The organism is Streptomyces indicus, from assembly GCF_900100315.1.
Classification (GTDB): domain Bacteria; phylum Actinomycetota; class Actinomycetes; order Streptomycetales; family Streptomycetaceae; genus Streptomyces; species Streptomyces indicus.
This window is the reverse complement of the sequence record NZ_FNFF01000009.1, coordinates 1-23,236: the sequence shown is the minus strand read 5'-3', so window position 1 is coordinate 23,236 and position 23,236 is coordinate 1. Positions and strand designations below refer to the sequence as shown.

General features: G+C 72.0%; 19 protein-coding genes and 1 pseudogene. 7 read left to right on the top strand and 13 right to left on the bottom strand.

Going from position 1 to position 23,236, the window contains the following annotated elements; translation table 11 throughout:
• Positions 1–9: 9 nt before the first annotated feature.
• The 6 genes from BLT97_RS21905 to pgfA all read right to left on the bottom strand — a co-directional run bounded on the left by BLT97_RS21905 (position 10) and on the right by pgfA (position 10,297).
• Positions 10–804 (bottom strand): class I SAM-dependent methyltransferase, encoded by a 795-nt coding sequence (locus BLT97_RS21905; RefSeq protein ID WP_093612812.1) that lies wholly within the window; start codon positions 802–804, stop codon positions 10–12.
• Positions 801–2,126, bottom strand: a complete 1,326-nt coding sequence (locus BLT97_RS21900; RefSeq protein WP_093612810.1) for a condensation protein — start codon at positions 2,124–2,126, stop codon at positions 801–803. The genes BLT97_RS21905 and BLT97_RS21900 overlap by 4 nt, the downstream gene beginning before the upstream one ends.
• Positions 2,123–6,925 (bottom strand): alpha-(1->3)-arabinofuranosyltransferase domain-containing protein, encoded by a 4,803-nt coding sequence (locus BLT97_RS21895; RefSeq protein ID WP_093612808.1) that lies wholly within the window; start codon positions 6,923–6,925, stop codon positions 2,123–2,125. Before BLT97_RS21895 ends, BLT97_RS21900 begins: the two co-directional genes overlap by 4 nt.
• Entirely contained in the window at positions 6,922–7,692 is a 771-nt protein-coding gene (locus BLT97_RS21890; protein WP_093612806.1) for a class I SAM-dependent methyltransferase, read from the bottom strand. Before BLT97_RS21890 ends, BLT97_RS21895 begins: the two co-directional genes overlap by 4 nt.
• Positions 7,689–8,870, bottom strand: coding sequence for a glycosyltransferase family 4 protein (locus tag BLT97_RS21885; protein WP_093612804.1), 1,182 nt, complete (start codon positions 8,868–8,870; stop codon positions 7,689–7,691). Before BLT97_RS21885 ends, BLT97_RS21890 begins: the two co-directional genes overlap by 4 nt.
• Before the next feature lie 425 nt (positions 8,871–9,295).
• The gene (gene pgfA, locus BLT97_RS21880; RefSeq protein ID WP_093612802.1) at positions 9,296–10,297 is read right to left on the bottom strand and encodes a cell envelope lipid trafficking protein PgfA; all 1,002 of its coding nucleotides are present in this window, start codon (positions 10,295–10,297) and stop codon (positions 9,296–9,298) included.
• Between the two features lie 340 nt (positions 10,298–10,637).
• Here pgfA and BLT97_RS37950 point away from each other — a divergent pair, with 340 nt between their 5' ends.
• The 4 genes and pseudogenes from BLT97_RS37950 to BLT97_RS21865 form a co-directional block, all read left to right on the top strand.
• A complete protein-coding gene (locus BLT97_RS37950) occupies positions 10,638–10,787 on the top strand; it encodes a hypothetical protein (protein ID WP_176953854.1) in 150 nt (49 codons plus the stop codon).
• Positions 10,787–12,001 carry a PucR-like N-terminal domain-containing protein gene (locus BLT97_RS21875; protein ID WP_093612800.1) on the top strand — a complete coding sequence of 405 codons (1,215 nt, stop codon included), beginning with the start codon at positions 10,787–10,789 and terminating at the stop codon, positions 11,999–12,001. The genes BLT97_RS37950 and BLT97_RS21875 overlap by 1 nt, the downstream gene beginning before the upstream one ends.
• Positions 12,002–12,241: 240 nt before the next feature.
• Positions 12,242–12,922: an SCO2400 family protein gene (locus tag BLT97_RS21870; RefSeq protein ID WP_143041365.1), complete on the top strand. Its 681-nt coding sequence runs from the start codon at positions 12,242–12,244 to the stop codon at positions 12,920–12,922.
• A gap of 144 nt (positions 12,923–13,066) precedes the next feature.
• Positions 13,067–14,491, top strand: a pseudogene (locus BLT97_RS21865) (MFS transporter); the annotation flags it as partial.
• A 58-nt stretch (positions 14,492–14,549) separates the two neighbouring features.
• On the opposite strand, the gene BLT97_RS21860 reads toward BLT97_RS21865, so the two are convergent.
• Positions 14,550–14,981 (bottom strand): MarR family winged helix-turn-helix transcriptional regulator, encoded by a 432-nt coding sequence (locus tag BLT97_RS21860; RefSeq protein WP_093613219.1) that lies wholly within the window; start codon positions 14,979–14,981, stop codon positions 14,550–14,552.
• A gap of 133 nt (positions 14,982–15,114) precedes the next feature.
• Between BLT97_RS21860 and BLT97_RS21855 the strand changes: the two genes are divergently transcribed.
• From BLT97_RS21855 to BLT97_RS21845, 3 genes are all read left to right on the top strand, one after another.
• Complete coding sequence (locus tag BLT97_RS21855; protein WP_093612796.1) at positions 15,115–16,134, top strand: NADP-dependent oxidoreductase; 1,020 nt, start codon at positions 15,115–15,117, stop codon at positions 16,132–16,134.
• A 75-nt stretch (positions 16,135–16,209) separates the two neighbouring features.
• Positions 16,210–16,635, top strand: a complete 426-nt coding sequence (locus BLT97_RS21850) for an organic hydroperoxide resistance protein (RefSeq protein ID WP_052579822.1) — start codon at positions 16,210–16,212, stop codon at positions 16,633–16,635.
• 152 nt (positions 16,636–16,787) lie between these two features.
• Positions 16,788–17,183, top strand: coding sequence for a VOC family protein (locus BLT97_RS21845; RefSeq protein WP_093612794.1), 396 nt, complete (start codon positions 16,788–16,790; stop codon positions 17,181–17,183).
• Between the two features lie 12 nt (positions 17,184–17,195).
• Here the strand turns inward: BLT97_RS21845 and BLT97_RS21840 are convergent, their stop codons facing one another.
• The 6 genes from BLT97_RS21840 to BLT97_RS21810 form a co-directional block, all read right to left on the bottom strand.
• Entirely contained in the window at positions 17,196–17,594 is a 399-nt protein-coding gene (locus BLT97_RS21840) for a hypothetical protein (protein ID WP_093612792.1), read from the bottom strand.
• Positions 17,591–18,343, bottom strand: a complete 753-nt coding sequence (locus BLT97_RS21835) for a hypothetical protein (RefSeq protein WP_245769463.1) — start codon at positions 18,341–18,343, stop codon at positions 17,591–17,593. The genes BLT97_RS21840 and BLT97_RS21835 overlap by 4 nt, the downstream gene beginning before the upstream one ends.
• A 34-nt stretch (positions 18,344–18,377) precedes the next feature.
• The gene (locus BLT97_RS37945; RefSeq protein ID WP_176953853.1) at positions 18,378–19,139 is read right to left on the bottom strand and encodes a hypothetical protein; all 762 of its coding nucleotides are present in this window, start codon (positions 19,137–19,139) and stop codon (positions 18,378–18,380) included.
• Positions 19,136–22,441 carry a hypothetical protein gene (locus BLT97_RS37940; RefSeq protein WP_176953852.1) on the bottom strand — a complete coding sequence of 1,102 codons (3,306 nt, stop codon included), beginning with the start codon at positions 22,439–22,441 and terminating at the stop codon, positions 19,136–19,138. Before BLT97_RS37940 ends, BLT97_RS37945 begins: the two co-directional genes overlap by 4 nt.
• Complete coding sequence (locus BLT97_RS21815; protein ID WP_093612789.1) at positions 22,438–22,824, bottom strand: DUF6507 family protein; 387 nt, start codon at positions 22,822–22,824, stop codon at positions 22,438–22,440. Before BLT97_RS21815 ends, BLT97_RS37940 begins: the two co-directional genes overlap by 4 nt.
• Before the next feature lie 65 nt (positions 22,825–22,889).
• Complete coding sequence (locus tag BLT97_RS21810; protein ID WP_093612787.1) at positions 22,890–23,201, bottom strand: pore-forming ESAT-6 family protein; 312 nt, start codon at positions 23,199–23,201, stop codon at positions 22,890–22,892.
• Positions 23,202–23,236: the final 35 nt, after the last annotated feature.

Here is a 23,236-nt window from a genome sequence, read left to right as displayed (position 1 = left end):
ACCACATGGCTAACCCCCCGGTTTACGCGCATGCACGAGCAGGATCGAGGACGCGGACGGCGCCAGGCAGGCGGCGCGGTCCAGGGCGCGCAGCGGCCGCGGCACGCCGTGGAACGGGGCCCCCGCCATCCGTACGACCTCGAAACCGGAGGCCGTCAGGAACTCCCGCAGCGCACGCGCCGTGTACAGCCGCAGATGGCCCACCACCTCCTTGCCCGGCCGCCCGTGGATCCCGCGCAGGCTGACCTCCGAGAACACCGGCTGGACCCCGGCCAGGAGCAGGGCGCGGTTGTACCAGGCCGCCAAGTTGGGTGTGGAGAGCATGAGATGGCCGCCGGGGCGCAGCACGCGGCGCAGTTCGTCGAGGGCGGCGTCCGGGTCCACGAGGTGCTCGATCACCTCGCTGAACAGCACGGCGTCCGCGCACCCGTCCCCCAACGGCAGCCCGCCGTCGGTGAGTTCGCCCCGGATCACATCCGACATGAGCGAGCGGGCGCGGCGCAGCGCGTCCTGCGACCAGTCCACGCCGATGACGCGGTGGCCGGAGAGCAGGGGTGCCGCGGTCCGGGCCGCGGAGCCGTCGCCGCAGCCGATGTCGAGGACGGTGGCGGGGGTGGCGCGCGCCGGGCCGAGGGCCTCGGCCAGCATCCGCGCCTGGCGCAGGCTGCGGGCGTCGCCCGAGGCCACGGGGACGGACGGGTTCTCGTAGAAGTCGCGCAGGCCGGGGCGGTGCTCGGTCGTGGTCACGGGGTCCGTGGTGCCTCCGCCGGAAGTCGCTTGCGTGGTAGGGGATTTGGGGGTCATGAGCGCTCACGCCCCGGTTCCGTGGCGTGCAGGTAGTGCTCGAACAGATCGCGCAGATGCGCCCCGTCGCCCGAGCTCAGGAGCGACTTCGACCAGCGCAGCGCCACATGCAGCCGGCCCGCCGTGGACGCCGTGGTGACCGTCAGACCGCGCGGGACGCGCGCGGGCGCCGAGAACCAGACGGCGTGTGCACGGCCCGCGTCGCCGAAGTCCAAGGGGTACGGGATCCGGCCGATGTTGCTGAGCAGGGTGGTCGAGGTCCACGGGCCGACCGCTTTGCGCAGCCCCCGGGTGACCGCCGCCCGCCAGGCCACCGGCACCACCGGAGCCGTCAGGAGCGCGGCCCCGCGGCCCAGCTGCGGCCGCTCCAGGGACTTCAGGGCCCGGGTGCGCTCGGAGGTGAGCCGGAGCAGCTCCTCCATACGGTCGGCGTCCAACTCGGCTGCGGCGAACGGCACTTCGACCAGGCGCGTACCGTTCCCGATCGGCATCCCCGCGTCCCGCGGCCGGTCGTCCACCGGCATCGTGATCCGCATCGGCCGCGGCGCCTTGCCGTGCTCGCGGTTCCAGTGCGCGATCATCAGCGCCGTCGCCACCATCAACTGGTCGTTGACCGTGTACGGGACGCCCTTCGCGCGGCGCGGCACGGGCAGCTCGGCCACCAGCATGCCGTTGCCGGGCGAGGGTTCGGGCGTGCCGGGGGCCACGTGCGCGGGCGGCGACCAGCCGCCCGGCATGTCCACCGGCGCGGCGGCCGCGGGCTCCGCCCGGACCGGCGGCGCGGCAGGGGAGTTGTCCTGCCCGCCGTACAGCTCGGCCGCCGTGGCGAGCACCCGCAGACAGGCGGGACCGTCCAGCGCGGTGTGGTTGATGGTCAGGAACAGGACGCTCCCGCCCGCCACTTCGGGGTCCGCCACCATCTCCAGACGGACCGGCGGCGACGCGGACAGCGGCGGAGCCTCCGCCAGCGCCCGTACGCGCGCGTGCTTGAGCGCGTCCGGGCCGGCCGGCGGGAAGCTGACCACCGGCACGTCCGGCCCGTCGGTCAGCTCCCACTCGTAGCGCCGCCGGTACCAGCGCCCCGCCGCCTCCCGCATCAGGATCCGCGGATGGCGGCGCAGCGCCTCGCCGAACGCCTCCTTCAGGCGCTGCGGGTCCACCCGGCCCGGCAGGTGCACCTCGATGTGGACGGTCTCCGGTTCCTCCTCCTGCAGACAGTGCCGCGCGACCTCGTCCACCACCGGGAACGGCACCCGGCGCGGTGTGGACCCGGGCCCGCTGGGGCCCTTCGGTCGTGAGGCGGGCTGCTGCACGGCGGTCATCGGTCCTCCGGGCGGTCGGCGTCGGGGGGCGGCGGTGCGTCCCGGGTCTCCCGCGGGTCGTCGGGACGGGTGTCCTGGATGTCCTCGTCGGGGCCGGCCGGTGGTGTGTCGGCCGGTCCGGCGCCTGCCGGTGGTGTGTCGGCGGGCGGTGCGTCGGCGGGCGGCGCCTCACCCGTCGGCAGCGGCCGTACGACGAGATCGGGCCCGGGTCCGGTCCCGTACGCGGGCGTCTCCTGCGCGGGCGGCACCTCCGCCCCGGCCGGATCGCCGGCGCGGGCCGGCGGCGGCTCGAAGACCGAGTCGTCCGAGGACGCGGGCGGCGGAGCGGGCTTCTCCAGGTCCAGCGGCCATGCGGTCTCCTTCTCCTCGGCGGTCCCCGCCTCGGGCGACCCGGCGGCCTCCGAAGCGGCGGCACCTCCCGCGACCCCAGCTGCCCCCGCGGCACCCGCGGCCTTCGCGCCCCGCCGGCGCCGGGGCAGCCGGAAGGTGGGCCGCTCCTCGTCGGGCTCGGGGTGCGGGCCCGGCCCGCGGGCCGACAGCGTCGGACCCGCCGCATACGGCGCGGGCGGTGTGCCCAAGGGAAGCGTCGTACGCGAAGAGCCCGAGGGATAGCCCCCGTACGGATCCGGCACCGTACCGGGATCGGTGCCCGCGCCCATCCGGGCCTCGGCCTGCCGGCGCATCCCCTCGGTCCCGACGCTCACCAGCGCCGCGAACAGGGCGATCAGGGCGAGCAGTTGAGCGGCCGGCGAGAACGCGCCCTCGTCCGCCACCGCGGCCTGCCCGGCACCGACCGAGGCCGCGATCCCCGCACCGGCCATCGCCACGAACGCGAGCGGCACCAGGAGCGCGTGCCGCCACCGGGCGAGCAGCGCGAGCACCGGGACGAGCAGCGCGAACGGTCCGGCGATCACGATGCCCACCAGCGTGAGCACCACGGTGCCCAGGACCAGGCCGGCGTCCGGCGGCACCGGGACCGCCCCGTCCTCGTTGGTGTCACGGCGCCACAGCACCAGCGCGAGCACCAGGAGCAGCACGGCCACCGCACCGGCGATCAGGCCGATCTCGTAGATCTGCGCCGGCTCGAACTCCAGGCTGATCGTGCCGCTCGCACCGTCCGGCACCAGGAAGCCCTGCTGCCAGCCGTCCAGCCGTACGGGCGAGAGCTCCTTGCCGTCGAGGGTGGCCTTCCAGCCGTCGTTGAAGTTCTCGTACATCGTCAGATACGAGGCCGCACCCGACTCGACGGTCACCGAACGCCGGTCGCCCGCCCAGTCGTTCACGGTCAACGAGCCCTGGTCCGTGGCCGGTTCGGCGACCGTGCCGCGCGTCAGGGCGATGTCGGTGAGCGCCAGCGCGCCCTCGTCGGCGGCCTGGACGCGGTGCGTGCCCGTGCCGAGCTGCACCGTCTCCTCGCCCCCGCACAGCGTGACCTCGATCGGCCGGCGCTCCATCAGGTCCTGCACCGTGCCCTTGGCGGCGGTGTCGACCTTCGTGCCGTCGATCGTCAGCTCGGGCCCCTTGCCGCAGGCCAGCTCGAAGCGGCGCTCGGGGTCGGGCTGCTTGGTGCGGTAGGTCTCCAGGGCCGGGACGTACACCTCGGTCAGACCGACCGGGAGCTGCAACTTCTCGTCCGCGAGCGGGTTGAAGGCCGTGAGCGGTGCCGTCTCGGTGATGGTGATGTCGAGGCGGTCGGTGGTGATCGGCGCGAAGCGGGCGCTGCCGTTGGCGTCGATGTCCGTGATGATCGAGCCGTCGGGCGAGCTGATCTCCGCCTTCACCGGCCGGGTCGACAGACCGCCGGCCGCCGCGAACACGATCTGGTCCACGGGCTTCTTGTCCGGCCAGCGCAGATGGATCACCGCGGAGTCCCCGGCGATCCACGCCGTGGTGAGGTCCCCGTCGGTCAGGTTGCGCGGCGACAGACCGCGGCCCAGCTGGGCCGTCGAGTCGGCGCTCGCGCGGACCTGCTGCTCCTGCTCGGGCGCGACCTCGTACAGGAGCTTGTCGTAGGCATCGCCGGGCACGGCCACCGCGCTCGCCTTCAGCGCGTAGTCACCGGCCGAGGTCACGTCGAACTGCCGGTTGAAACCGGCCTCCGCGGACAGCGGCGACAGACCGCCCGGGTCCGAGGAGCGGTGCAGCGTGTACGTGGTGGCCGAGGCCTGGGCGTTCTTCGCGTCCTCGGGCAGCTGGAGCATCCGGTCCACCTGCACGCCCGGGATGCTCACCTCGGAGAAGCCCGCACCCGAGAGCCCGGGCCGCGCCTCCTCCACGTCGAGGATCGTGATCTTCAGCCAACTGGCGCTTCCCGCAGGGGCCTTGACGGTCTGCTCGGAGCCGTCCGGCTGGAGCGTGCTCTCCACGGCCTTGCCGCCGTCGGTCTCCACCTTCACGCGGGTGGGCGCGGGCCGCACACCGTTCTGCGCGAGCGGCGTCACCTTCAGCTCGGACGGGACGGACTGCTCCCCGTCGAACGCGATCCGCAGCCACTCGCCCTCCGGCGCACCGGAGCTGCCCTCGGCCCAGGCGGTCGAGGCGTCCCCGTCGAAGGCGTTCACCGGGTCGTACTGCGGCAGATAGAAGAACCAGTTGCCGCTGGTGGAGGCCGTGACCTCCTTCGCCCCGCGCAGCACCGCCGTCGTCTGGTGCTCGACGCCCTCGGTGGGCAGGATCTGCCGGGGCTTCTTCCCCGGCTCCTGCAAGGACTCGGCGTGGTTGCGCTCGTCCTTCGTGTATGTGTACGAGGTGTTGTTGTTGATCAGGCCGAAGCGGGTGTCCGCACGGCGCAGCCCGTCGCCCACGGCCTGGAGCCCGGGCGAGCCCACCCCGGGGTGGTTGTCACCGGTCAGAACGGTGGGGCGGTCCCGCATCGCCGGGTCGGCCGACAGCGGGAGCAGCGCCTCAGGACCGCCGCTCACCACGGCCGTGTTGGCGGCCGGCTTGAGCCCGGCCTGCTTGGGCCGCTCGGTGTCCTGCGAGGGCTGGTAAATCTCCACGGCACGGGTGCGCGGGTACAGGCCCTCGACCTGGATCGGGGTGTCGTCCGCGATCCGTCCGCCGGTGGTCTGCGGCCCGAACCCGGTGACCCGCTCATACCCGGACTCCTCCAGGGTCCGCTTCACGGTCGCCGTCGGGACGTAGCCCACCTGGTCGGGGTCGAGGTCGTTGCGCACGACGATGTAGTGCAGCCCCGCACGGCTCAGGAAGTCCTGGAGGCCGGGCACCCGGCTGCCGGTCATCAGCGCCTGCTCGACCGCGTCCATCGCCCGCCGGTTGCCGGCCGTCCCGAACGGGACATAGTCGCGCTGCGCCCAGCGGGACTCGGCGAGCACGTCGAGCGGCTGGTCGATGGGCGAGCCCCAGGTGTAGATGCCGTGCGCGGTGGCCGGCACGACCAGGGCGCGCGAGTCGGGGGAGTACTTCTCCAGCCAGTCGGCCGTGGTCTGCCAGTACTTGGGCAGCTCGCGGAACGAACCGGGCTGGAGCACATTGCCGTTGAGATACGGCAGCAGCAGGCCCGGGATCACCAGGACGGCCGCGATCGCGGGAGCGAGGCGCCGGCCCCGTACCGGACGGGCACCGCGCGCCACGGCCGCGATCCCGACCACGTGCATCAGGCCGAACACCAGCGCCAGGGCAAGGCCCGTCTGGAACTTGTAGATGTTGCGGAACGGTACGAGCCAGCCGTCCAGCCAGCTCTGCATGGTCGTGTGGAACGGGGCGCCGAACGCGCCGCCGTATCCGGCCATCGTGATCAGGACGACGGAGAGGACGGTGAGCACCAGCCAGCGCCGCTCCGGCAGATCGCGCCGCGCGAGGCCCGCGAGACCGAGGCCGGCGGCGAGCGCCGAGCAGATGATCAGGAGCACCGAGGCCGTCACGTCCCAGCCGGCCGGCAGCCACGGGTCGCCGAAGTTCAGATACGCCACCCAGTTGCCGGCGCCGCGCAGCACTTCCGTGCCGGACATCGTGGCCGTGGTGGCCTCCGAAGTCTCCACGTACGGAAGGAAGTTCTCGCCGTGGATGCCGAGCAGCAGCAGCGGCACCACCCACCAGGCGGTGGCAAGGAGGACGCCCGGTACCCACCACAGGATCATGGCGCGCTTGCGCGGCCCGTTCGGGCGCGACAGGAGGTAGAGGCCGACCGGCAGCAGGGAGGCCAGCACGGAGGCCGCGTTGACACCGCCCATGAACGGGATGACGGCCGCCGAGCGCAGGGCCGCGAGCCGGGCGCTCACCCGGTCGTTGGTGAGCGGCAGCAGCACCCACGGGAGTACGGCGCCGGGCAGGGCGGCCGCCGAGGTGGAGCCGACGACGATCGTGTACGTGGGCCACAGCGCGTAGACCGCGGCGCCGAGCAGCCGCGAGCGCGAGCTGCCGATGCCGAGGCGTTCGGCCAGGCGCAGCGCGCCCCAGAACGCGGTGGCGACGATCAGCGACATCCACAGCCGCTCGGTCAGCCACACCGGCAGCTGGAGCAGGTCGGCTATCCCGTAGAACGGCAGTTGCGGGAACGCGTACCCGATGTACTGGTCGAAGATCCCGCCGAACCCGGCGCGGTCGTGCCAGAGCTGGCCGAGATCGCTGAAGAACTTCCACGGGTCGACGTTCACACCCAGCTTGGTGTCGAACGTCATGCGGCCGGGGGCCGCCGCGAGGAAGAGGACGAACACCACGGCCCAGAACCCGAGCAGCCAGCGCCGCGAGCGCGGCCCTTCGGGCGGCCCCGAGGCGGGTGGCGCGGTGGGCGCCGGCGCCTGGGGCGGGAGCTGCGGGGACTGGACCGTGCTGGTCATGGACACCGCCGGAGAATGAGAAGGAGATTCCAGGTGGCGAACTCGCGCAGACCGGGGACCTTCGTGATGGCCCCGGCCAGGAACGGCCAGTAGCGGGAGCGCGCCGAGACGATCTCGACGTCCGTTCTGGCTCGTACGTGGCGGAGTGTCGCGCCGATGTGGATGGCGTGGAGGTTCTCGCCGAGTCTGTGCTTGGCGGGCTTGGCGGCCCGCCGCTCGTACCGCTTGCGGGCGCGCTCGGCGCCGAAGTAGTGCCAGGGCGCCCACTCGTGGCCGCCCCAGGGGGAGTACCAGTTCGTGAACGACACGTAGATCAGCCCGCCGGGCTTGGTCACGCGGACCATCTCGCTGAGGAAGGTGGCCGGATCGTCCACGTGCTCAAGGACGTTGGAGGAGAAGGCCACATCCGCCACCGCGTCCGCGACCGGCAGCAGATAGCCGTCCGCGAGCACCGTGCCCTCGGGCGGCTGCTTGCCCAGCTCGCCCGCGTCGGGCTCGAAGAGATAGCTGTACGCGCCGCGCCGGCGGAACTCCTCGGTGAAGTAGCCGCCCCCGCCGCCGATGTCGAGCACTGTGCGCCCCTTGACGGAGCCGTACGCCTCGACCTGGTCGGCCGCGTCGCGCGCGAGGAGGGTGTAGCAGTGCTCCGGATCCTGCTGCTCGTGCAGGAAGGCGCGGAACAGGGCCAAGGACCTCCGTAACGAAGGATCCTTGGTCCTCGGTATGGAGTGGTGTCCCTCGGCCGTCGCCCCCGTTGCCCGGCTCACCGCATCCGCTCCCGCCTGAGCGCGACCGCCTCGGCGGCCACCGCCTGGAACTGGCGCACGGTGTTCGACCAGCGATAGCGCGCGGCTCTGCTCGCGGCCGCCTTGCCGAAGGCCCTGCGGCGCTCCGTGGAGAGGGCGAGCGTGCACCACGCCGCCGCGAACGAGGACTCGCCGCGCGCGAGGATGCCGGTCACGCCGTCCTCGATGGAGTCCCTGAGCCCGGGCACGTCGAAGCCGATCGCGGGAGTGCCGCGCGTGGCGGCCTCCGTGACCACCAGACCCCAGCCCTCCACGGCCGAGGGGTGGAGCAGCATCCAGGCGGCGCACAGCAGCCGGTGCTTCTCGGCCTCCGACACGCGGCCGGTGAACTCCACACCGGGACCGGCGAGTTGCTCGAGGCGCTCGCGCTCCGGACCGTCGCCGACGATCACGAGCCGGCCGCCGGTCACGGGCCGCACCCGCTCCCAGAGCCGCAGGAGCAGATCGATCCGCTTGTACTCCACGAGCCGGCCCATCGCGAGGAACATCGGTTCCTCCGAGCGCGGTTCGAGCGGGCCCGGCTCGTCCACGCCGTTGTGCACCACGCGGATGCGTTCGCGCGGCACGCCGATGTCGCGCAGCGCCGTGGCCGTCGAGGGGGAGACGGCCACCAGGAGGTTGCCGCGCTGGGCACCGGAGAGCGCCCAGTGCTCAAGACGTCTGCCGAGCCGGGCCGCCGGGCCCGGATAGCGCATCCCCCACAGGTCGGTGTGGACGTGGTTGACCAGGCACAGCGTCGGACCGCGGTGCCACAGGGGCGAGAGGTACGGCATGCCGTTGCACACCTCGACCAGCAGGTCGGTCTCGCCGACCTGGCGGGCGAAGGCCGAGCGGGCCCGCAGGTGGTGCCCGAGGTCGCCGCCGGCGGAGACCACGCGGTAGTCGCGGTAGGCCGCGGGCCCGCCGCACAGCAGCGTCACCTGGTGCCCTGCGTGGGTCAGGCCCTCGGCGAGCTGGTCGACGAGGAGTTCGCTGCCGCCGGCGGCCGGGTTGCCCAGGTCGCGGCGGGCGAGGAAGACGATGCGCCTCGGGTACGGCGGGAGTGCGCCGTCCCGGGCGGCGTGCGGGGCCTCCTGGGCAGCGTGCGGAACCTCCTGGGGTGACGTGTGTCGCAGCGAGGGGGGTACGTGCTGGGGCATTCGAGCTCCAACTCGTCTCGGGGTGCGGAACGGCTGTGGGGGGAGTGGTGCGAGGGCCGGTCTGAGGTGGTGGTGCCGGGGTGCGGCACGCGGGTGGGTGGTGCGTTCCCCCGTGCACCGGACGGGACTTGGGGAGAGCCGGCCGGTGCTCGGGGGAGTGGTGCGTCCTCACGTGGTGCGAGTGGGGGTGTCCGGCTGTGGACCGGGTGTGCACTTTCGGTGGGGCTCTCAAGTGGAGAGACAGTTTTCGCCCCCGTGTTCGCTCCGGCTACTCACGGAGGTGACAATTTCGGACCCATTTGACCCTGACGCCTCATCACTTCGTGAGGAACCGCAGGGCGTTGCGTGCGGGGTCCGCACCGCGGCGCGCGCACGGAGGTGCGCACCCGGGAGTCCTGTGCGGACCCGGGCGCGCACCGCAGGGGCTACACCGGCGCGGAGACCGGGGCGGGCGCGGGCGTCGTGGCCCCCGGCCCGTCCGGCGTCCCGGGGTCCGGGCGCTCCCGGCCGCGCAGGACCAGGAGCACGCCGACCACGGTCAGCACGAAGCCGAGTGCCCCGGTGCCGATCGGCAATGTCTGCCCGACCAGCTGCAACCGGCTGCTGTCGTCCTCGGCCAGCGCCACCTGCGCCTTCTGGGTCTTCTCGGTGAACGCGATCTTCTTGCTGTCGAGCAGCACCACCGCGTCCTCGTCCGAGCCCGGCATCCGCAGCGTCTTGCGCGGCCCGACCTGCGCATAGATGATCCGGCCCGTGCGCTGGTCGACGACCAGCTCGATGCCGTGGTTGGCGTACCACTCCTCGGCGATCACCTGGCTCGCCTTCGACTTGAGCAGCGCTCCCGGCACCTGCCGCGTCCCGGTCTTCACGGGCTCGACCTCCGCGGTGAACAGCAGCCCCTCGTAGCCCTGCACCTTCCGCTTGCCCGCGTAGTCGAGCGGCACGGTCGCGCCGAGGGTGCTGTCCCACCAGCGGTAGGAGCGCTTCTCCACGTCGAACGGGAACTTCAGATAGGCCTCGCCCTCGAAGTAGGGCGACTCCTGGCAGCAGTGCACCGGCCGGTTCGTCTCCCGGTCGGTGACCCAGCGCTCCTGGGTCCACTGGAGCGAGTCGTGCGGCGAGGAGGCCGGTAGCGACTTGTCCGGGTCGACCGACTGGACCACGTCCCAGGCGGCCACCTCGTCTGTGCTGTCCGCCACATCGCCGCGGACCTGGCGGGTGATCGTGAGGTTCTGGTTCTCCAGGGTCTCGACCTCGCCGGTGTCGAAGTACGAGCCCTTGCCGGTGAAGACGGTGGTCGTGTCGATGTCGATCGGAGTGCGCTTGGCACGTGGTTCCACGTACCACGCGAGCATCGGGGCCAGGACGAGTAAGAACACGCCCAGGCCCAGGATGACCAGCGACAACGGTGAAGCGGAACGGCGCATCCGGGCACTCCCATGAGTCCGAGGGGGATGGGTCGAGTGCGGCACCCGGGTCCAGGGCGCCGGTCGGTGCTGCGCGAAAAGTGCACGTGCTGCGCGGACGATGCAGGTGCCGCACGAGCTTCACGAGCTGCAACAGAACTGCATGTGCTGTATGGGCCGGGAACCGTAGGCGCACTCTTGACGCACTGTCAATGCACACCCAACACTGGGCACTTGCCGGATGGGGCCGGCGCACGAACCGGTTGGGCTCTCTCTTGACCGATGCGGACTGGACGACCACCAGTCCGTCGCTGCGGACTGCGTGCTGCACGCGGCCCGGAACCGAGAGGCGGAACCCGGTATGCACCGACTGCTCGCAGCCGCACTCACCGCGGCGGCCGCCGCGGCACTTGCCGTGGGCGCGGCCTTCGGCATCGTGGCGCTCCTCAATGCCACCCCCGAGCAGCCCAACACCCCGCTGATCAGTTACGAGACGTCGCAGGCCCGTTGATGTCGGTGGGCACCGGCCATTCGGCCTGGCGCGACGTCCCGCGCCTGAAGGTCAAGCTGTTCGCCGAGCGCGCCCTCGACGAGGTGCCGCGGCTCGCCGACGACATCCTGCGCGAGATCCGCCGCGAGTACCCCCAACTCCAGCTCGTCCTCGACGAGTCGGGCGTGCCGATGGCGCTGATCGGCATCCGGCGCGCCCTCGACGGCTTCGTGCGGCAGCTCGCCACCAGCGAGGACCGGCCGCGCTACCAGCTGGAGATCTTCCAGGAGTTCGGCCGCGGCGAAGGCCTGCACGGGCGCACCCTCGACTCGCTGCAGGCCGTCTACCGCCTCGGCGTCCGCCTCGCGTGGCGCCGGCTCACCGAGATCGGCCAGGAGGTGGAGATCCCACCCCCTGCCATGTACGAGCTCGCCGAGGCGGGCTTCGAGTATCTGGACGGCCTTGTGGACTTATCGGTACGCGGATACGCCGAGGCGGCGGCGCGCCAGGCCGGTGAACGCCTGCGCCTGCAACGGAAGTTGATGGAGCTGCTGCTCGCCGAGCACCGCAGCGACCCCACCGAACCCCTCGCCGAGCGCGCCGCCCGCGTCGGCTGGCCGCTGCCCGAGACCGTGGCCGTCGGCGTCCTGGTCCGCCCGGCCCGCGAGGCGCTCGCACCCCCGGTCGGGCAGGGCGTCCTCCTCGACATGGAGACCGAGCAGCCCCGCATGGTCATCCCCGACCCGGACGCGGCGGGCAGCGCCGAACACCTGCGGCGCGCGCTGAACGGTTGGTCCGGCGCGATCGGCCCGCCGGTCCCGCTCACGGACGCGGCCAAGTCCCTGCGCTGGGCCGAGGCGGCGGTCGGCCTCATGGACCGCGACCTGCTCCCGGCCGGCGAGGTCGTCTTCTGTACGGAGCACACGGAGGCGCTGGTCCTGCTCCAGCCCCAGGAACTCCTCGACGACCTGGCCCGCCGCTGCCTGGCACCGCTCTCGCACTGCGGCCCCTCGCACGGCCGCCGCCTGGCCGAGACCCTGCTCGCCTGGCTGGAGACCCGCGGCGGCGCCCCCGAGGTCGCGGCCCGCCTGGGCGTCCATCCGCAGACGGTCCGCTACCGCCTGCGCCAGATACGGGAGCTGTGGGGCGACGAGGTGGACGACCCGGACCGCCGCTTCGAGCTGGAACTGGTGCTGCGGGCGCAGCGGTTGCGCGGGGCGCTCGGCGGGTCCTGACGCGTCCGTCGGCTTCGTATGCGTACGAGGTGCCCGGCTTCGTACGCGTACGACGTGCCCGCCTTCGTACGCGTACGGCAGAAGACTCCCGTACGAGCGAATCCTGAGGCCTTGACCTGACTGGTCAGGGGCGGAAAACGCACCGCGCGACCCCTCACGCCACAGGACTCACCCTTCGCCACAGAACTTTCACAGCGCCTGCCGCTGGTGTTGTCCCCGGGGGCCTAGCCTCCCCACACCATGGACTACTGCCACCCCTGTCGCCGCCACCTCAACGGCGCCCTCACCTGCCCCGGCTGCGGTACCCCCGTGGACGCCGTGCGGCGGTACGCCGACGAGGTCGCCGTCGCCGAGCCGGCCGCCGGGACGCAGGAGCCCGACGAGCAGCCCTCGGCCGCCCGCTCCGCGCACCGCGGCACGCGCGCCGCACGCGGCCGCGCCTCCCAGCGCGCCCACCGCCGCAAGCGGAACAAGATCCTGCTGATCACCGCGGGCGTGGCCCTGGCCGCGGGCGGCCTGAGCCTGGCGGAGCTGGGCACGGAGCAGCCGACGGACAGCACGGCCGCGTCCACGGCCGCGGACGAGGAGCCGACGACGGCCGTCACCGGACCGGACGAAGGCTCCAACACCCCTGACGATCCGGCGACTTCGGCCACGGACCCCTCCGCGCCCCGGTCCTCGTCACCGAGCCCTGATTCCGCCCCGTCCTCCTCTTCCCCTGCGTCCTCTCCCTCCGCCACGGCCGGCGAACCGTCCCCCGACCGCGCCACCGCGACCGACGCCTCGTCCCGTTCCGGTGACCGGCCCTCGACCCGGGCGCCGCGCCCGACGAGCCCGCCCGAGGAGGACCGGCCGTCGAAGCCGGAACCGAAGCCGTCGCCGACCGAGGAATGCGAGCGGTTCCTGTTCTGGTGCACCTGAACCCCCGGGCGGGCAGGGCTGCGGGCCTGTCCGCCCGCGTGCGTGACTCATTTCCGTATACCAAAAGCGACCGGTTGTAGCCCGAAAGCAGCCTCATGGGCACCCGCCTTTGCCGCGCACCCCTCTTTGGTATACAAAAATCCCATGCCTGCGCCGCCCTCCGACCCCGCCCTGCCCGCTTCCGCCACCCCGCACCCGCGCCGCTGGTGGGCGCTGTGCGTCATGGGGCTCGCGCAGCTGATGATCATGCTCGACAGCACGATCGTGAACGTCGCCCTGCCCTCCCTCCAGACCGAGCTGGGCATGAGCGACGGCGACCGCCCCTGGGTGGTCACCTCGTACACCGTCGCCTTCGGCGGGCTGCTGCTGCTCGCCGGCCGGATCGCCGACCACATGGGACGCGGCCGGGTGTTCGCGACCGGTCTCGCCGGCTTCGCCGCCGCCTCGGCCGCCGCGGGTCTCGCCCCCACCACCGGGGCGCTGTTCGTCGCCCGCGCCGTGCAGGGCGCCTTCGCCGCGCTGCTCGCCGCCTCCGCTCTCGCGCTGGTCGCGACCACCTTCACCGATCCGCGCGAACGCCGCAGGGCCATCGCCGTGTTCGGCGCGCTCGGCGGCGCGGGCGCCTTGCTCGGCGTCGTCCTCGGCGGCCTGCTCACGCAGTGGCTGGGCTGGCGCTGGTGCCTACTGGTCAACGTGCCCATCGCGCTCGCCGCCCTGCTCGGCACCCTCTGGACCCCGCCGGACCGCACCCGGCGCCTGGCCGGCCGGATCGACATCGCGGGCGCCGTGCTCGGCTGCGGCGGTCTGACCGCGCTCGTGTACGGGTGCAGCCAGGCGGAGGCGTACGGCTGGACCGGGCCCACCGTGGCCGGGTCGCTCGCCGGCGGCAGCGTCCTGCTCGCGGCCTTCGCCTGGTGGCAGACCCGGGCCGGGTCCCCGCTGCTCCCGCCGCGGCTGCTGCGTGACCGGCGCCGGGTCGCCTCGCTGGTCGCGGGCGCCGCCCTCATGGCGAGCCAGCTGTCGGTCGCGCTCTACCTCACGTACTACCTGCAGACCGTCCTCGGCTGGTCCGCCGTCGCGAGCGGGCTCGGCTTCCTGCCGATCAGCGTCGTCACGACCACGACCGCCACCCAGCTCGGCACGCGCCTGCTGCCCCGGCTCGGGCCGCGCGTGATGATGACCGCGGGCCTGCTGATCGCGGCCTGCGGGCTGCTCCAACTCGCCTTCCTCACCCCGCAGTCCACGTACGCGGCGGAGGTCCTGCCCGCCCTTGCGACCTTCGGCGTGGGCATGGGCGGCAGCTTCCTCGCGATCATGACGGGCGTGACCGCGAACGTGCCCGAGCAGGACTCCGGCATCGCCTCGGCCGCGGTCAACTCGGCCCAGCAGGTGGGCGGTTCGATCGGTTCGGCGGTGTTCAACACCGTCGCCGCGAGCGTGGCCGCCGCCTCGCTCGGCGGCCGGCGCGAGGCCGCGCTCGAAGGCTTCGCCACCGCGATCCGGATCCCGCTGGCCGGCCTGCTGCTCGCGGCGGTCGTCACCGCCGCCCTCGCGGGACCGCCGCGCCGTGCGTCCCGACGGGGCTCCGCACCGACCGGGCGCACCCCGGGCGACGCCCCCGGACCGCTCAGCCCAGCATCCGCGCCAGCAGATCCCGCAGCACCACCCGCTCCTCGTGCGACAGCTCCGCGAGCGGCTCGCGCGCGAACGACAGACCGTCCCGCAGCTTGCGCGCCGTGCGACGCCCCTCGTCCGTGACGGCCGCCAGCTTCACGCGGCGGTCCTGAGGGTCGGGCCTGCGCTCCACGAGCCCGCGCGCCTCCAGGCGGTCGACGATGCCCGTCACGTTGGACGGCTCGCACTTCAGACGCACGGCGATCTGCCGCATGGGCAGCGGTTCCAGGGTGAGCAGGGCCAGCAGGCGGGCCTGGGAGCCGGTGAGCGCGTGCTGCCCGGCCTCGCGCTCGTACTCCTCGTGGTAGCGCGCCACCACGGTGCCGATCAGCTCGACCACCTCGACGGTGAGGGGGTCGACGCGGGAAGTCCGGGGAGTGGCCATGCTCACCAGCGTACCCACTTACTTGACAGGGTGAAATATTCAGCCGCATGGTTGTTTCATCAGCTGAAGTATCTCGGCGCGCGGTCCGCACCCGCGGCGCGCGGCCCGAAGCCCCGGAAGGACGACGCCCCGTATGTCAGCTCTCCCCACCTCCGCCCGCGCCTGGCACCTCGTCGCACGCCCGCACGGCTGGCCCAAGCCCGAGGACTTCGCGCTGCGCGAGATCCCGCTGACCGCGCCCGCCGAGGGCCGGATCCTGGTGAAGAACCTGCACTTCTCCGTGGACCCGTACATGCGCGGCCGCATGAACGACGTGAAGTCGTACACCCCGCCCTTCCAGCTCGACCGGCCCATGGACGGCGGCGCGGTGGGCGTGGTCGTGGCCTCGAACGCGGAGGGCTTCGCCGAGGGGGACCACGTCCTGCACGGCCTCGGCTGGCGCGACTACGCGGACGTGCCGGCCCAGCACGCCAAGAAGGTCGACCCGGACGTGGCGCCCCTGTCCACGTACCTCGGCGTCCTCGGCATGCCCGGCCTGACCGCGTACGCCGGCCTCCTGGAGGTCGCCTCCTTCAAGGAGGGCGACGCGGTGTTCGTCTCCGGCGCCGCGGGCGCGGTGGGCAGCCAGGTCGGCCAGATCGCGAAGCTGAAGGGCGCCTCGCGCGTCATCGGCTCGGCCGGCTCGGATGAGAAGGTGAAGCTGCTCGTCGAGGAGTACGGCTTCGACGCGGCCTTCAACTACAAGAACGGTCCGGTGGCCGAGCAGCTCAAGGCCGCCGCCCCGGACGGCATCGACGTCTACTTCGACAACGTGGGCGGCGAGCACCTCGAAGCCGCCATCAGCCGTCTCAACCTGCACGGCCGGATCACCGTCTGCGGCATGATCGCCCAGTACAACGCCACCGAGCCGCCGGCCGCCCCGCGCAACCTCGCGATGCTGATCGGCAAGCGCCTGCGCATGCAGGGCATGCTCGTCAGCGACCACCAGGACCTGGCGCCGCAGTTCGTCCAGGAGGTCGGCGGCTGGATCGCCTCCGGCGCGCTCAAGTACCGCGAGACCTTCGTCGACGGGGTCGAGAACGGCGTCGAGGCGTTCCTCGGTGTGCTCCGCGGAGACAACACCGGAAAGATGATCGTCAACCCGGTCAAGTAATCTCTGCGAAGAGAGCCCGTCAGGGTCGTGGGCGCGAGCCCGGCGGGCAACCGGTATCAGGAGGAAAAGCTCTTCATGGCTATCCAGCAGTCGGACGTCAAGTACACCGCCGTCGCCACCGCGGAGAACGGCCGTGACGGCCGCGTCGCCACGGACGACGGTCAGCTCGACGTCGTCGTCAACCCGCCCAAGGAGATGGGTGGCAACGGTGCCGGCACCAACCCGGAGCAGCTCTTCGCCGCCGGTTACGCGGCCTGCTTCCAGGGCGCCCTCGGCGTCGTCGCCCGCAACGAGAAGGTGGACATCACGGGCTCGCTCGTGACCGCCGAGGTCGGCATCGGCCAGAACGACGAGGGCTTCGGCATCATCGTCGCCATCAAGGCCACCATCCCCACGGTGGACGCCGCCAAGGCCCAGGAGCTCGTGGACAAGGCCCACCAGGTCTGCCCGTACTCCAAGGCCACCCGCGGCAACATCGAGGTCACGGTCTCGGCCGCCTGATCTCCGCCTCCGCATGCCCGACGAGGGCCGCTCCCGTGACCCGGGAGCGGCCCTTTGTCAGTGGTCCGTTCGGTCAGTAGTCGATGATCCGAGTGTCAGTGGTCCGTGATCTCATGTACGGGCAGGAGCAAGCCACTTGGAGGGGGACTCCCATGACCACGCTGCGCGTCAAAGCCTTCGACCACCTCGTGCTGAACGTCACGGATGTCGAGCGCTCACTCGCTTTCTACACGGGCCCGCTGGGCCTTGAGCCGGTCCGGGTCGAGGAATGGCGGGCGGGCAAGGTCCCCTTCCCCTCGGTCCGCATCGACTCCTCGACGATCATCGACCTGTTCGCGAAGCCCCGCGGCGAGTCCAACATCGACCACATCTGCCTGACCGTGGACCCCCTGGACTGGCAGGAGGTCATCGACTCGGGCACGTTCAAGGTCCTCGAAGGCCCGGTCCCGCGCTTCGGCGCCCGTGGCTCGGCCCAGTCGATCTACATCGAGGACCCGGACGGGAACACGGTGGAGCTGCGGTGGTATCCGCAGGATGTGACGGGCTGACGCACCCGGGGATCACCACCGATCGGCCACGTACGCGGACCACTCGGCAAGCCGGTCGGTGTCCTCCGGCGGCATGAAGTACCCCGCCTCGCGGATGTCCCGGAGGAACGCCTCGGGCAGTGCGAGCCGGTGCACCCGCACGTAGAACCACAGATCCCCGCGCCACACCCACCCCCCGTCGCTGTACACGGAGTCCCCGCCGACCACGCTCCGCCCGCTGCCGAGCACGTCCTGCGCGGACCCCATGGCGCTGAACAGCAGGTGCCCGGAGCGCAGATACCGCAGAATCTGCCGCTCGTCCTCGTACGGTGCGGGGGAGAGGTGGTCGCGGATGCTGCCGTGCGCGGGCCCGTACGACGGGGCCCACAGCTCTTCGTGGAAGCCGGCGATCTTCGGGGCGGGCGCGCTCACCCGGCTCCGAGCTCCTTGCGGACGCGGTCGTCGCCGACCGCGGTGAGGTGCGCGGCGAAGGCGCGGACCTCCGGGCCGCCGGAGCGGTGCACGATCGCTGTCGCGTGGAACAGGGCGCGCGGTGACGAGCCGGTTGCGAGCACGTCCCGCGCCAGACGGACGGCGTGGGCGCCGTCCACCTGGGCCACGGCCGCGGCAAGGTCGACGAGCTGGGTCGCCAGATCGAAGCGTGCCCCGGGGATGGCGGCGAGACCCCGCGTCACGGTGTCCTCGATCTCGGGCAGGACCGCCCGCACGGTCATCCGGTCCAGGCTGTCGGCCAGTTGATCGTCGAAGAACTCGCTGTCCGCGACACCCACCAGCGCGCGGAACGCCTCGACGCGCCGTTGCGACGTGCCCTTCTCGCCGGCCAGCACATCGGCGTCGAAGACCGCCCGGGCCAGCTGGGCGAAGGTGTTGTCGACGGAGAACCGCCGGTCGACGAGGCAGTCGTACCAAGGCGCCCGCTTCGGATCCGCGGCGGCCGCGAGGACCGCATCGAAGCCTGCGTGCTCGGCCCACGTGGTCAAGGCCAGACAGGCCGCGAGGCGCTCCCACTCCGGGGCCGAGGCGTCGTGCAGCAGCGCGACGAGCCCCGGCACGCGGTCGCGGTGCCGGGGCTCGTCGAGACCCTCGTGGACGACCTGCTCGACATCGCTGTTCGGCCGCCCGGCGAAGTCGGTGCCGAGCAGTTCCGCGAAACGCCTCATGACCGGGTCGTGGGCGTCATGGCTGCCGGGAAGGTCAGGACCTGGCGCCGAGCCGGGCGACAGCGCTGTCGATGAACGCCGCCGCCTCGGACTCCGAGATCTGGACGTGGTCGATGTCGTTGTGCCCCAGTGCGTAGAGCCGCAGGTACTCCGTCGGCTCCCAGCGCAGGTTGCGCGTGAAGGCCTCGTCGTAGGTGGCGTCCTCGTCGACCCGGCGGCGCACGATGCCGCGCGGGCTCGACCGGGGGTGGCCCTCGCCGATCTTCGCGTAGTACGTGATCTGCCCCTCGGCGTCCAGGGCGTCCAGGACGACGGGGGCGAGCGTCAGGAACGGCTCGACGCCGAGGCTCTCCTCGAGTGTGCCGAGCGGCACGGAGATGCCGTCGAGGTCGATGAACTGCTCGACGTAGAAGCCGCCGCCGCGCTCGTACATCGCCAGGAGGGGCTCGTACGGGTCGGGCAGATCGGGGAGTTGAGCATCCGAGGCCTTGAGCGCCGCCCAGCGGACCGCACCCCGGCAGGTACGTCGCAGGGACGCGGGGCCGCGCTCCTTGAGGAAGCCCTCCAGGTCGGCCTCGACCTCCGCCGGAAGCTCCACCGTGACACCGAGCGCCTCGGTGACGTCGAAGAACGGCCAGGAGTCCGCGGCGCCGGCCGCCTGCGCCCACAGCGCGGCGCGGCGCAGATGCTCGCGCATCAGCAGGGCACGGGAGTTGGCGTGGTCCCAGGAACCGGTCGCCTCCCAGTCGGCGGCGCGCAGTCGTTCCAGCGTCCGGCGCGCGGGGTGGTCGGTCACTTGATGTTCAGCCCCTTCGCTCGCAGCTCCTTGACGATATCGTTCACGAAATCGTCGATGTTGGACAAATCGTCGGCGAGCGGAGTGCGCGGGTGCTTCAGTCCGAGCTTCTGCCAGGCCGTACCGAACCCGCCCCGTGCGGGGTTCGGCGCGAGGTCGTGTGCCCCTGCGGCGCTCAGGCTCTTGGGGGACTTGTGGCCCGCCGGTGTGCCGTCGGGGTTGCGCCACCACGAGCCGCTGTGGTCCTTGAGGTAGGGCAGCCCGCCCTTCATCAGGCGTGACTCCACGTACTCGTGCGTCATCAGGTGCTTGAACTCGAGCTTCTGCTCCGGCGTCAGCGTGCCCTTGCGCGCGCCGTCCCAGAGGTCCGCGATGTCGTCGCGCGGGGTGAAGCGGCCGTGCCGCACATCGCCGGGTCCGACCACGACGTCGTGCTGCGCGCGGATCATGTGCGTCTTGACCTCGCGGATCACGGACTCGTGGACACCGGTGTTCCGGGACATGACGGGCACGTCGATGTGGTTGGGCGTCGCGCGGAGGGACTCGTAGACGCCGGCCGAGTACGCGGACGGCGGGTCCGTGACCCATCCGGCACCGCTCCAGCCGCCGTCGGGGCCACGCGTGTACGGGCCCTCGTCCCCGCGCGGGGCCTCCGCGGCCTCGTCGGCCTGCCCGGCCGCGTCGTCCCCGGCCTGCGCCGCGTCGTCCCCGGCCCGGGCGGCGTCGTCCCCGACGTCGGAGACGTCGTCGACGGTCCGCCCGAGGTCGTCCGCGACGGAACCGGGTTCCCTGCCGAGACCCGAGGCGACATCGTCGAGGCCGTGGCCGCCGAGACGGATGGCACCCGCGTCCCGCGGGACCGGCACCTTGCCGAAGAGGTCGGCCTGCTCGGCCCGGATGGCCGCCAGCTCATCCTTCGATACGCCGGGCAGCCGCTCCTTCTCGTACAGGACATGGCCGTCCATCTTGGCCTTGAAGCTGTCGGCCGTGTGGAACTGCATCTCGAAGGTCGTGCCGCTGACCGGGTCGCGCCAGGTCGAGTTGATGCCCTTGTAGCCGGCCGAGTCCCAGGTGTTCTTGAACGTGACGTTCTCGAACCCGCGGGCCTGCAGCTGGTCGACCGCCTGCTGGACGCCGTGGGTGTAGTTGCCGGCCGGAACCTCCATCGTGTAGCGGACGGAGTCCTTGATGTCGCCGAGCGCCTGGCCCGGCCGCACCCCGATGTCCTCGAGCATGTCGGTCGCCAGCTTGCGCTTCAGCGAGTCCTCGCCCTTGAGGCGGTATTCGAGGCCGAGCAGCCGGCCGCCGTCGACATCGCCCGCGATGGACTGCATCGACTCGGTGATCCGCGGCTCCGCCTCGGCGGAACGGCGCATGAAGTCGTCCGCCGCGGCATTCGCTTCCGGGTCGAGACGCAGGCCGTTCTCGCCGACCCAGGAGCCGTCCGGCAGGTTGCCCTGCGGGCCGTCGGGCACGGCGCTGCCGGGCAGGTCGGGACCGCCGCCGTGCGGCGGCGGAGGCAGCTCCCCGCCGGGATCGGAGGGCAGCTGGTCGTCCCCGAGACCGGCCGGGGTGTGGTCGCCGCCCGATCCGGGAGTGTGGTCACCGGCAGGAGTGTGGTCGCCGCCACCGGGTCCGTCGGTGTGGCCGCCACCGGTGGGCGTCTCATGGCTCGCGGAGGGACCGCGCCCGAGCTCGTCCGCGCCCCCGCCGGGAAGGCTGTCGCCGGCCTGGCCGGTCGGGCCCGTGACATCCGAGCCCACACGTCCCGTGTCGCCGAGATCGTCACCGACGTGGGCGACGTTGTCAGCCGTGTTCGGCACGGCTCCGACGAGGGCGGGTTCGCGTACAGGCGTTTCGATACGCGGCAGTTCAGCCGGCCGCGCGTCCAGGTCCAGGCCCCGGGGCGCGTCGTCCGCGTGCTGGATGACCGAGCCCCGGCCGTCGAGGATGTTGCCCTTCGGGTCCATGTACTGGGCCGGGACGCCCGCCTCGGTGGGCAGTTTCACCGTGCCCTCGGGGACGGTGACCGCGCCCTCGGGCAGCTTGAACGTGGTGTCGGAGACCTTGACCGCGCCGTCCGGGACGGTCGCGCCGGGCGGGATCTCGAAGGTGCCGTCGGGCAACTTGAGCGCGCCTTCGGGCAGTTGGAAGGTGCTGGCGGGCAGCGGCGGGATGTCGATGTTGCCCACGCCCTTGAGTCCGGCCATCACGTCGCCGAGCTTGGACAGGCCCGCACCGCCGGCCTTGGTGATGTAGGTCATCGGGTCGATGGCCTTGCCGGTCTTCGACAGCGCCGAGAGGGTCTTGGCGACCGCACCCGCCTTGCCCGCACCGGACACACCGGCCCCGGCGCCGCCGGTGAACACGGTGGTGACGACGTTGAAGGTGACCGCTCCGGCGGCACGGGCGGGGTTCTTGCCCCACTCGTCCCAGGCCACCAGCGCCTTACCGGTCTCCTTCACGGCGGTACGGGAATCACGCAGCCAGGAGGGGAGCTTGTCGTCCGGCGCCATCATGTACGCCGCGCCCACCACCGGCACGGACATGACGAGGAGACCGGTCGCGAGCTGGGCGAGGCCCTTCCAGGCCTGGCCCATCGCGTCGAGGCCCTGGAAGCCGACGAGCGTGCCGAGGCCCTTGATGGTGCCCCAGATGCCGTCGACGATCAGGCCGTCCCAGACGAACGACTTCACCCAGTGGCCGACCTCGTACCAGTGGTGGGACTCCTCCTCCGGAGTGCCCCACGGCACCTTGGCGTTCTTGAGGTCGTCGGCCGAGTAGCCGTACATGTTCTCTTTGTTGGAGCCGTCGTTCGCGACGAACTGGGTCCCGCCGAAGAGAGCGGTGATCTTGTTGGCGCAGGCGCGCTCGGCGGCCCAGAACGCGGCCACCGCGGCGGTCACATCGGCCTGGATGCCGTTGTGCTTCTCGATCTTGTCGCCGTCGTACTTCCACTCGTCGTCGTCCTTCACGGACTCGACGAACGCCGCGGCGTCGAGCTTCAGCTGCTTCAGCTTCTCCGCGATCGGCTTCACTTCGGCCGCGTACTCGCTGAGCGCCTTGCCGACCTTCTCCAGGTCGTCGCCGAAGGCGTCCGCGCGATCCGCGACGGGCTTCGTGGTCGCGAAGAGCTGTTCGGCCTCGGGCGCCGTGTAGTACGCGGACAGGCCCTGGAACTGGGAGTGCACATCCGCGCCGGTCTTGCGGATGGCACCCGCGTCCTTGCCCAGGTTGGTGACCGCGGTCTCCAGGGTGGCGAGGTCGCCGGTGAACTGGGGGATGGCAGAGGGACTGATCATGCTTCCTGCACCCCCGGCTTGCCCAGGTCGATGTCGGGCGCGGACAGCGCCTTGCGCTGGGCCTCGGCCGCCATCTCCGTATCGCCGTTCAGATACGCGGTCGTCGCCTCGACCGCACCGGTCAGCGACTTGCCGGCCCGAGCGGCCACGAACTTGATGTCCTTGGCGGCGTGCTCGGCGAACTGCGAGAGCGCGAGCGCCACCAGGCCACCGTTCTCCGAGCCCTCCGCGCCCTCGGCGGCGATCGTGCCCGCCGAGGTCGCGGCCGACTTCAGATGCTCACCGAAGCTGGTGGCCTGCTTCTCGATGCCGCCCGCGGTCTCCCCGGTGGTCTTCAGGACGCCCTGAACACCCTGCGGACGAATGTCCCAACCCGACACCAACTACCCCCGCGTATCCGTTCCCGCGTACCCGACTCGTCCCGACCTGTCCGGCCTCTGCCTCTGCCTCAGCCGATGCTGTCGACGGCGGCCTTGGCGCGCGACAGGGTCTGCTGTGCGGTGCCGTCGTTCTTCTCCAGCGTGGTCTTCAGGAGCTGGATGATGTTGCGTACCTCGTTGGAGGCGTTGTTCCAGCGCAGTTCCTTGTCGTGGTACGAGTCCGAGACGCCGTCGGCCTGGAAGTCGGCCATCGCGGCCTTCACCTGGCGGTCCCGGTCCGTGATCACCTGTTCCAGGCGGGCGATGACGCCCTGGATGTTGCCCTGCGCGTCGGAGGACGCGGCCATGTCGTAGGAGCGGCGGTCGGCGTTCGCAGCCATAACGGTCAGATCCCCCAGTCTCAGCGTCCGCCGAA

Excerpts from the sequence above, each read along its gene's own strand:
- BLT97_RS21905 (WP_093612812.1), bottom strand. The coding sequence starts at position 804 with ATGACCCCCAAATCCCCTACCACGCAAGCGACTTCCGGCGGAGGCACC.
- BLT97_RS21900 (WP_093612810.1), bottom strand. The coding sequence starts at position 2,126 with ATGACCGCCGTGCAGCAGCCCGCCTCACGACCGAAGGGCCCCAGCGGG.
- BLT97_RS21895 (WP_093612808.1), bottom strand. The coding sequence starts at position 6,925 with ATGACCAGCACGGTCCAGTCCCCGCAGCTCCCGCCCCAGGCGCCGGCG.
- BLT97_RS21885 (WP_093612804.1), bottom strand. The coding sequence starts at position 8,870 with ATGCCCCAGCACGTACCCCCCTCGCTGCGACACACGTCACCCCAGGAG.
- pgfA (WP_093612802.1), bottom strand. The coding sequence starts at position 10,297 with ATGCGCCGTTCCGCTTCACCGTTGTCGCTGGTCATCCTGGGCCTGGGC.
- BLT97_RS37950 (WP_176953854.1), top strand. The coding sequence starts at position 10,638 with ATGCACCGACTGCTCGCAGCCGCACTCACCGCGGCGGCCGCCGCGGCA.
- BLT97_RS21875 (WP_093612800.1), top strand. The coding sequence starts at position 10,787 with ATGTCGGTGGGCACCGGCCATTCGGCCTGGCGCGACGTCCCGCGCCTG.
- BLT97_RS21870 (WP_143041365.1), top strand. The coding sequence starts at position 12,242 with ATGGACTACTGCCACCCCTGTCGCCGCCACCTCAACGGCGCCCTCACC.
- BLT97_RS21860 (WP_093613219.1), bottom strand. The coding sequence starts at position 14,981 with ATGGCCACTCCCCGGACTTCCCGCGTCGACCCCCTCACCGTCGAGGTG.
- BLT97_RS21855 (WP_093612796.1), top strand. The coding sequence starts at position 15,115 with ATGTCAGCTCTCCCCACCTCCGCCCGCGCCTGGCACCTCGTCGCACGC.
- BLT97_RS21850 (WP_052579822.1), top strand. The coding sequence starts at position 16,210 with ATGGCTATCCAGCAGTCGGACGTCAAGTACACCGCCGTCGCCACCGCG.
- BLT97_RS21845 (WP_093612794.1), top strand. The coding sequence starts at position 16,788 with ATGACCACGCTGCGCGTCAAAGCCTTCGACCACCTCGTGCTGAACGTC.
- BLT97_RS21835 (WP_245769463.1), bottom strand. The coding sequence starts at position 18,343 with ATGAGGCGTTTCGCGGAACTGCTCGGCACCGACTTCGCCGGGCGGCCG.
- BLT97_RS37940 (WP_176953852.1), bottom strand. The coding sequence starts at position 22,441 with ATGATCAGTCCCTCTGCCATCCCCCAGTTCACCGGCGACCTCGCCACC.
- BLT97_RS21810 (WP_093612787.1), bottom strand. The coding sequence starts at position 23,201 with ATGGCTGCGAACGCCGACCGCCGCTCCTACGACATGGCCGCGTCCTCC.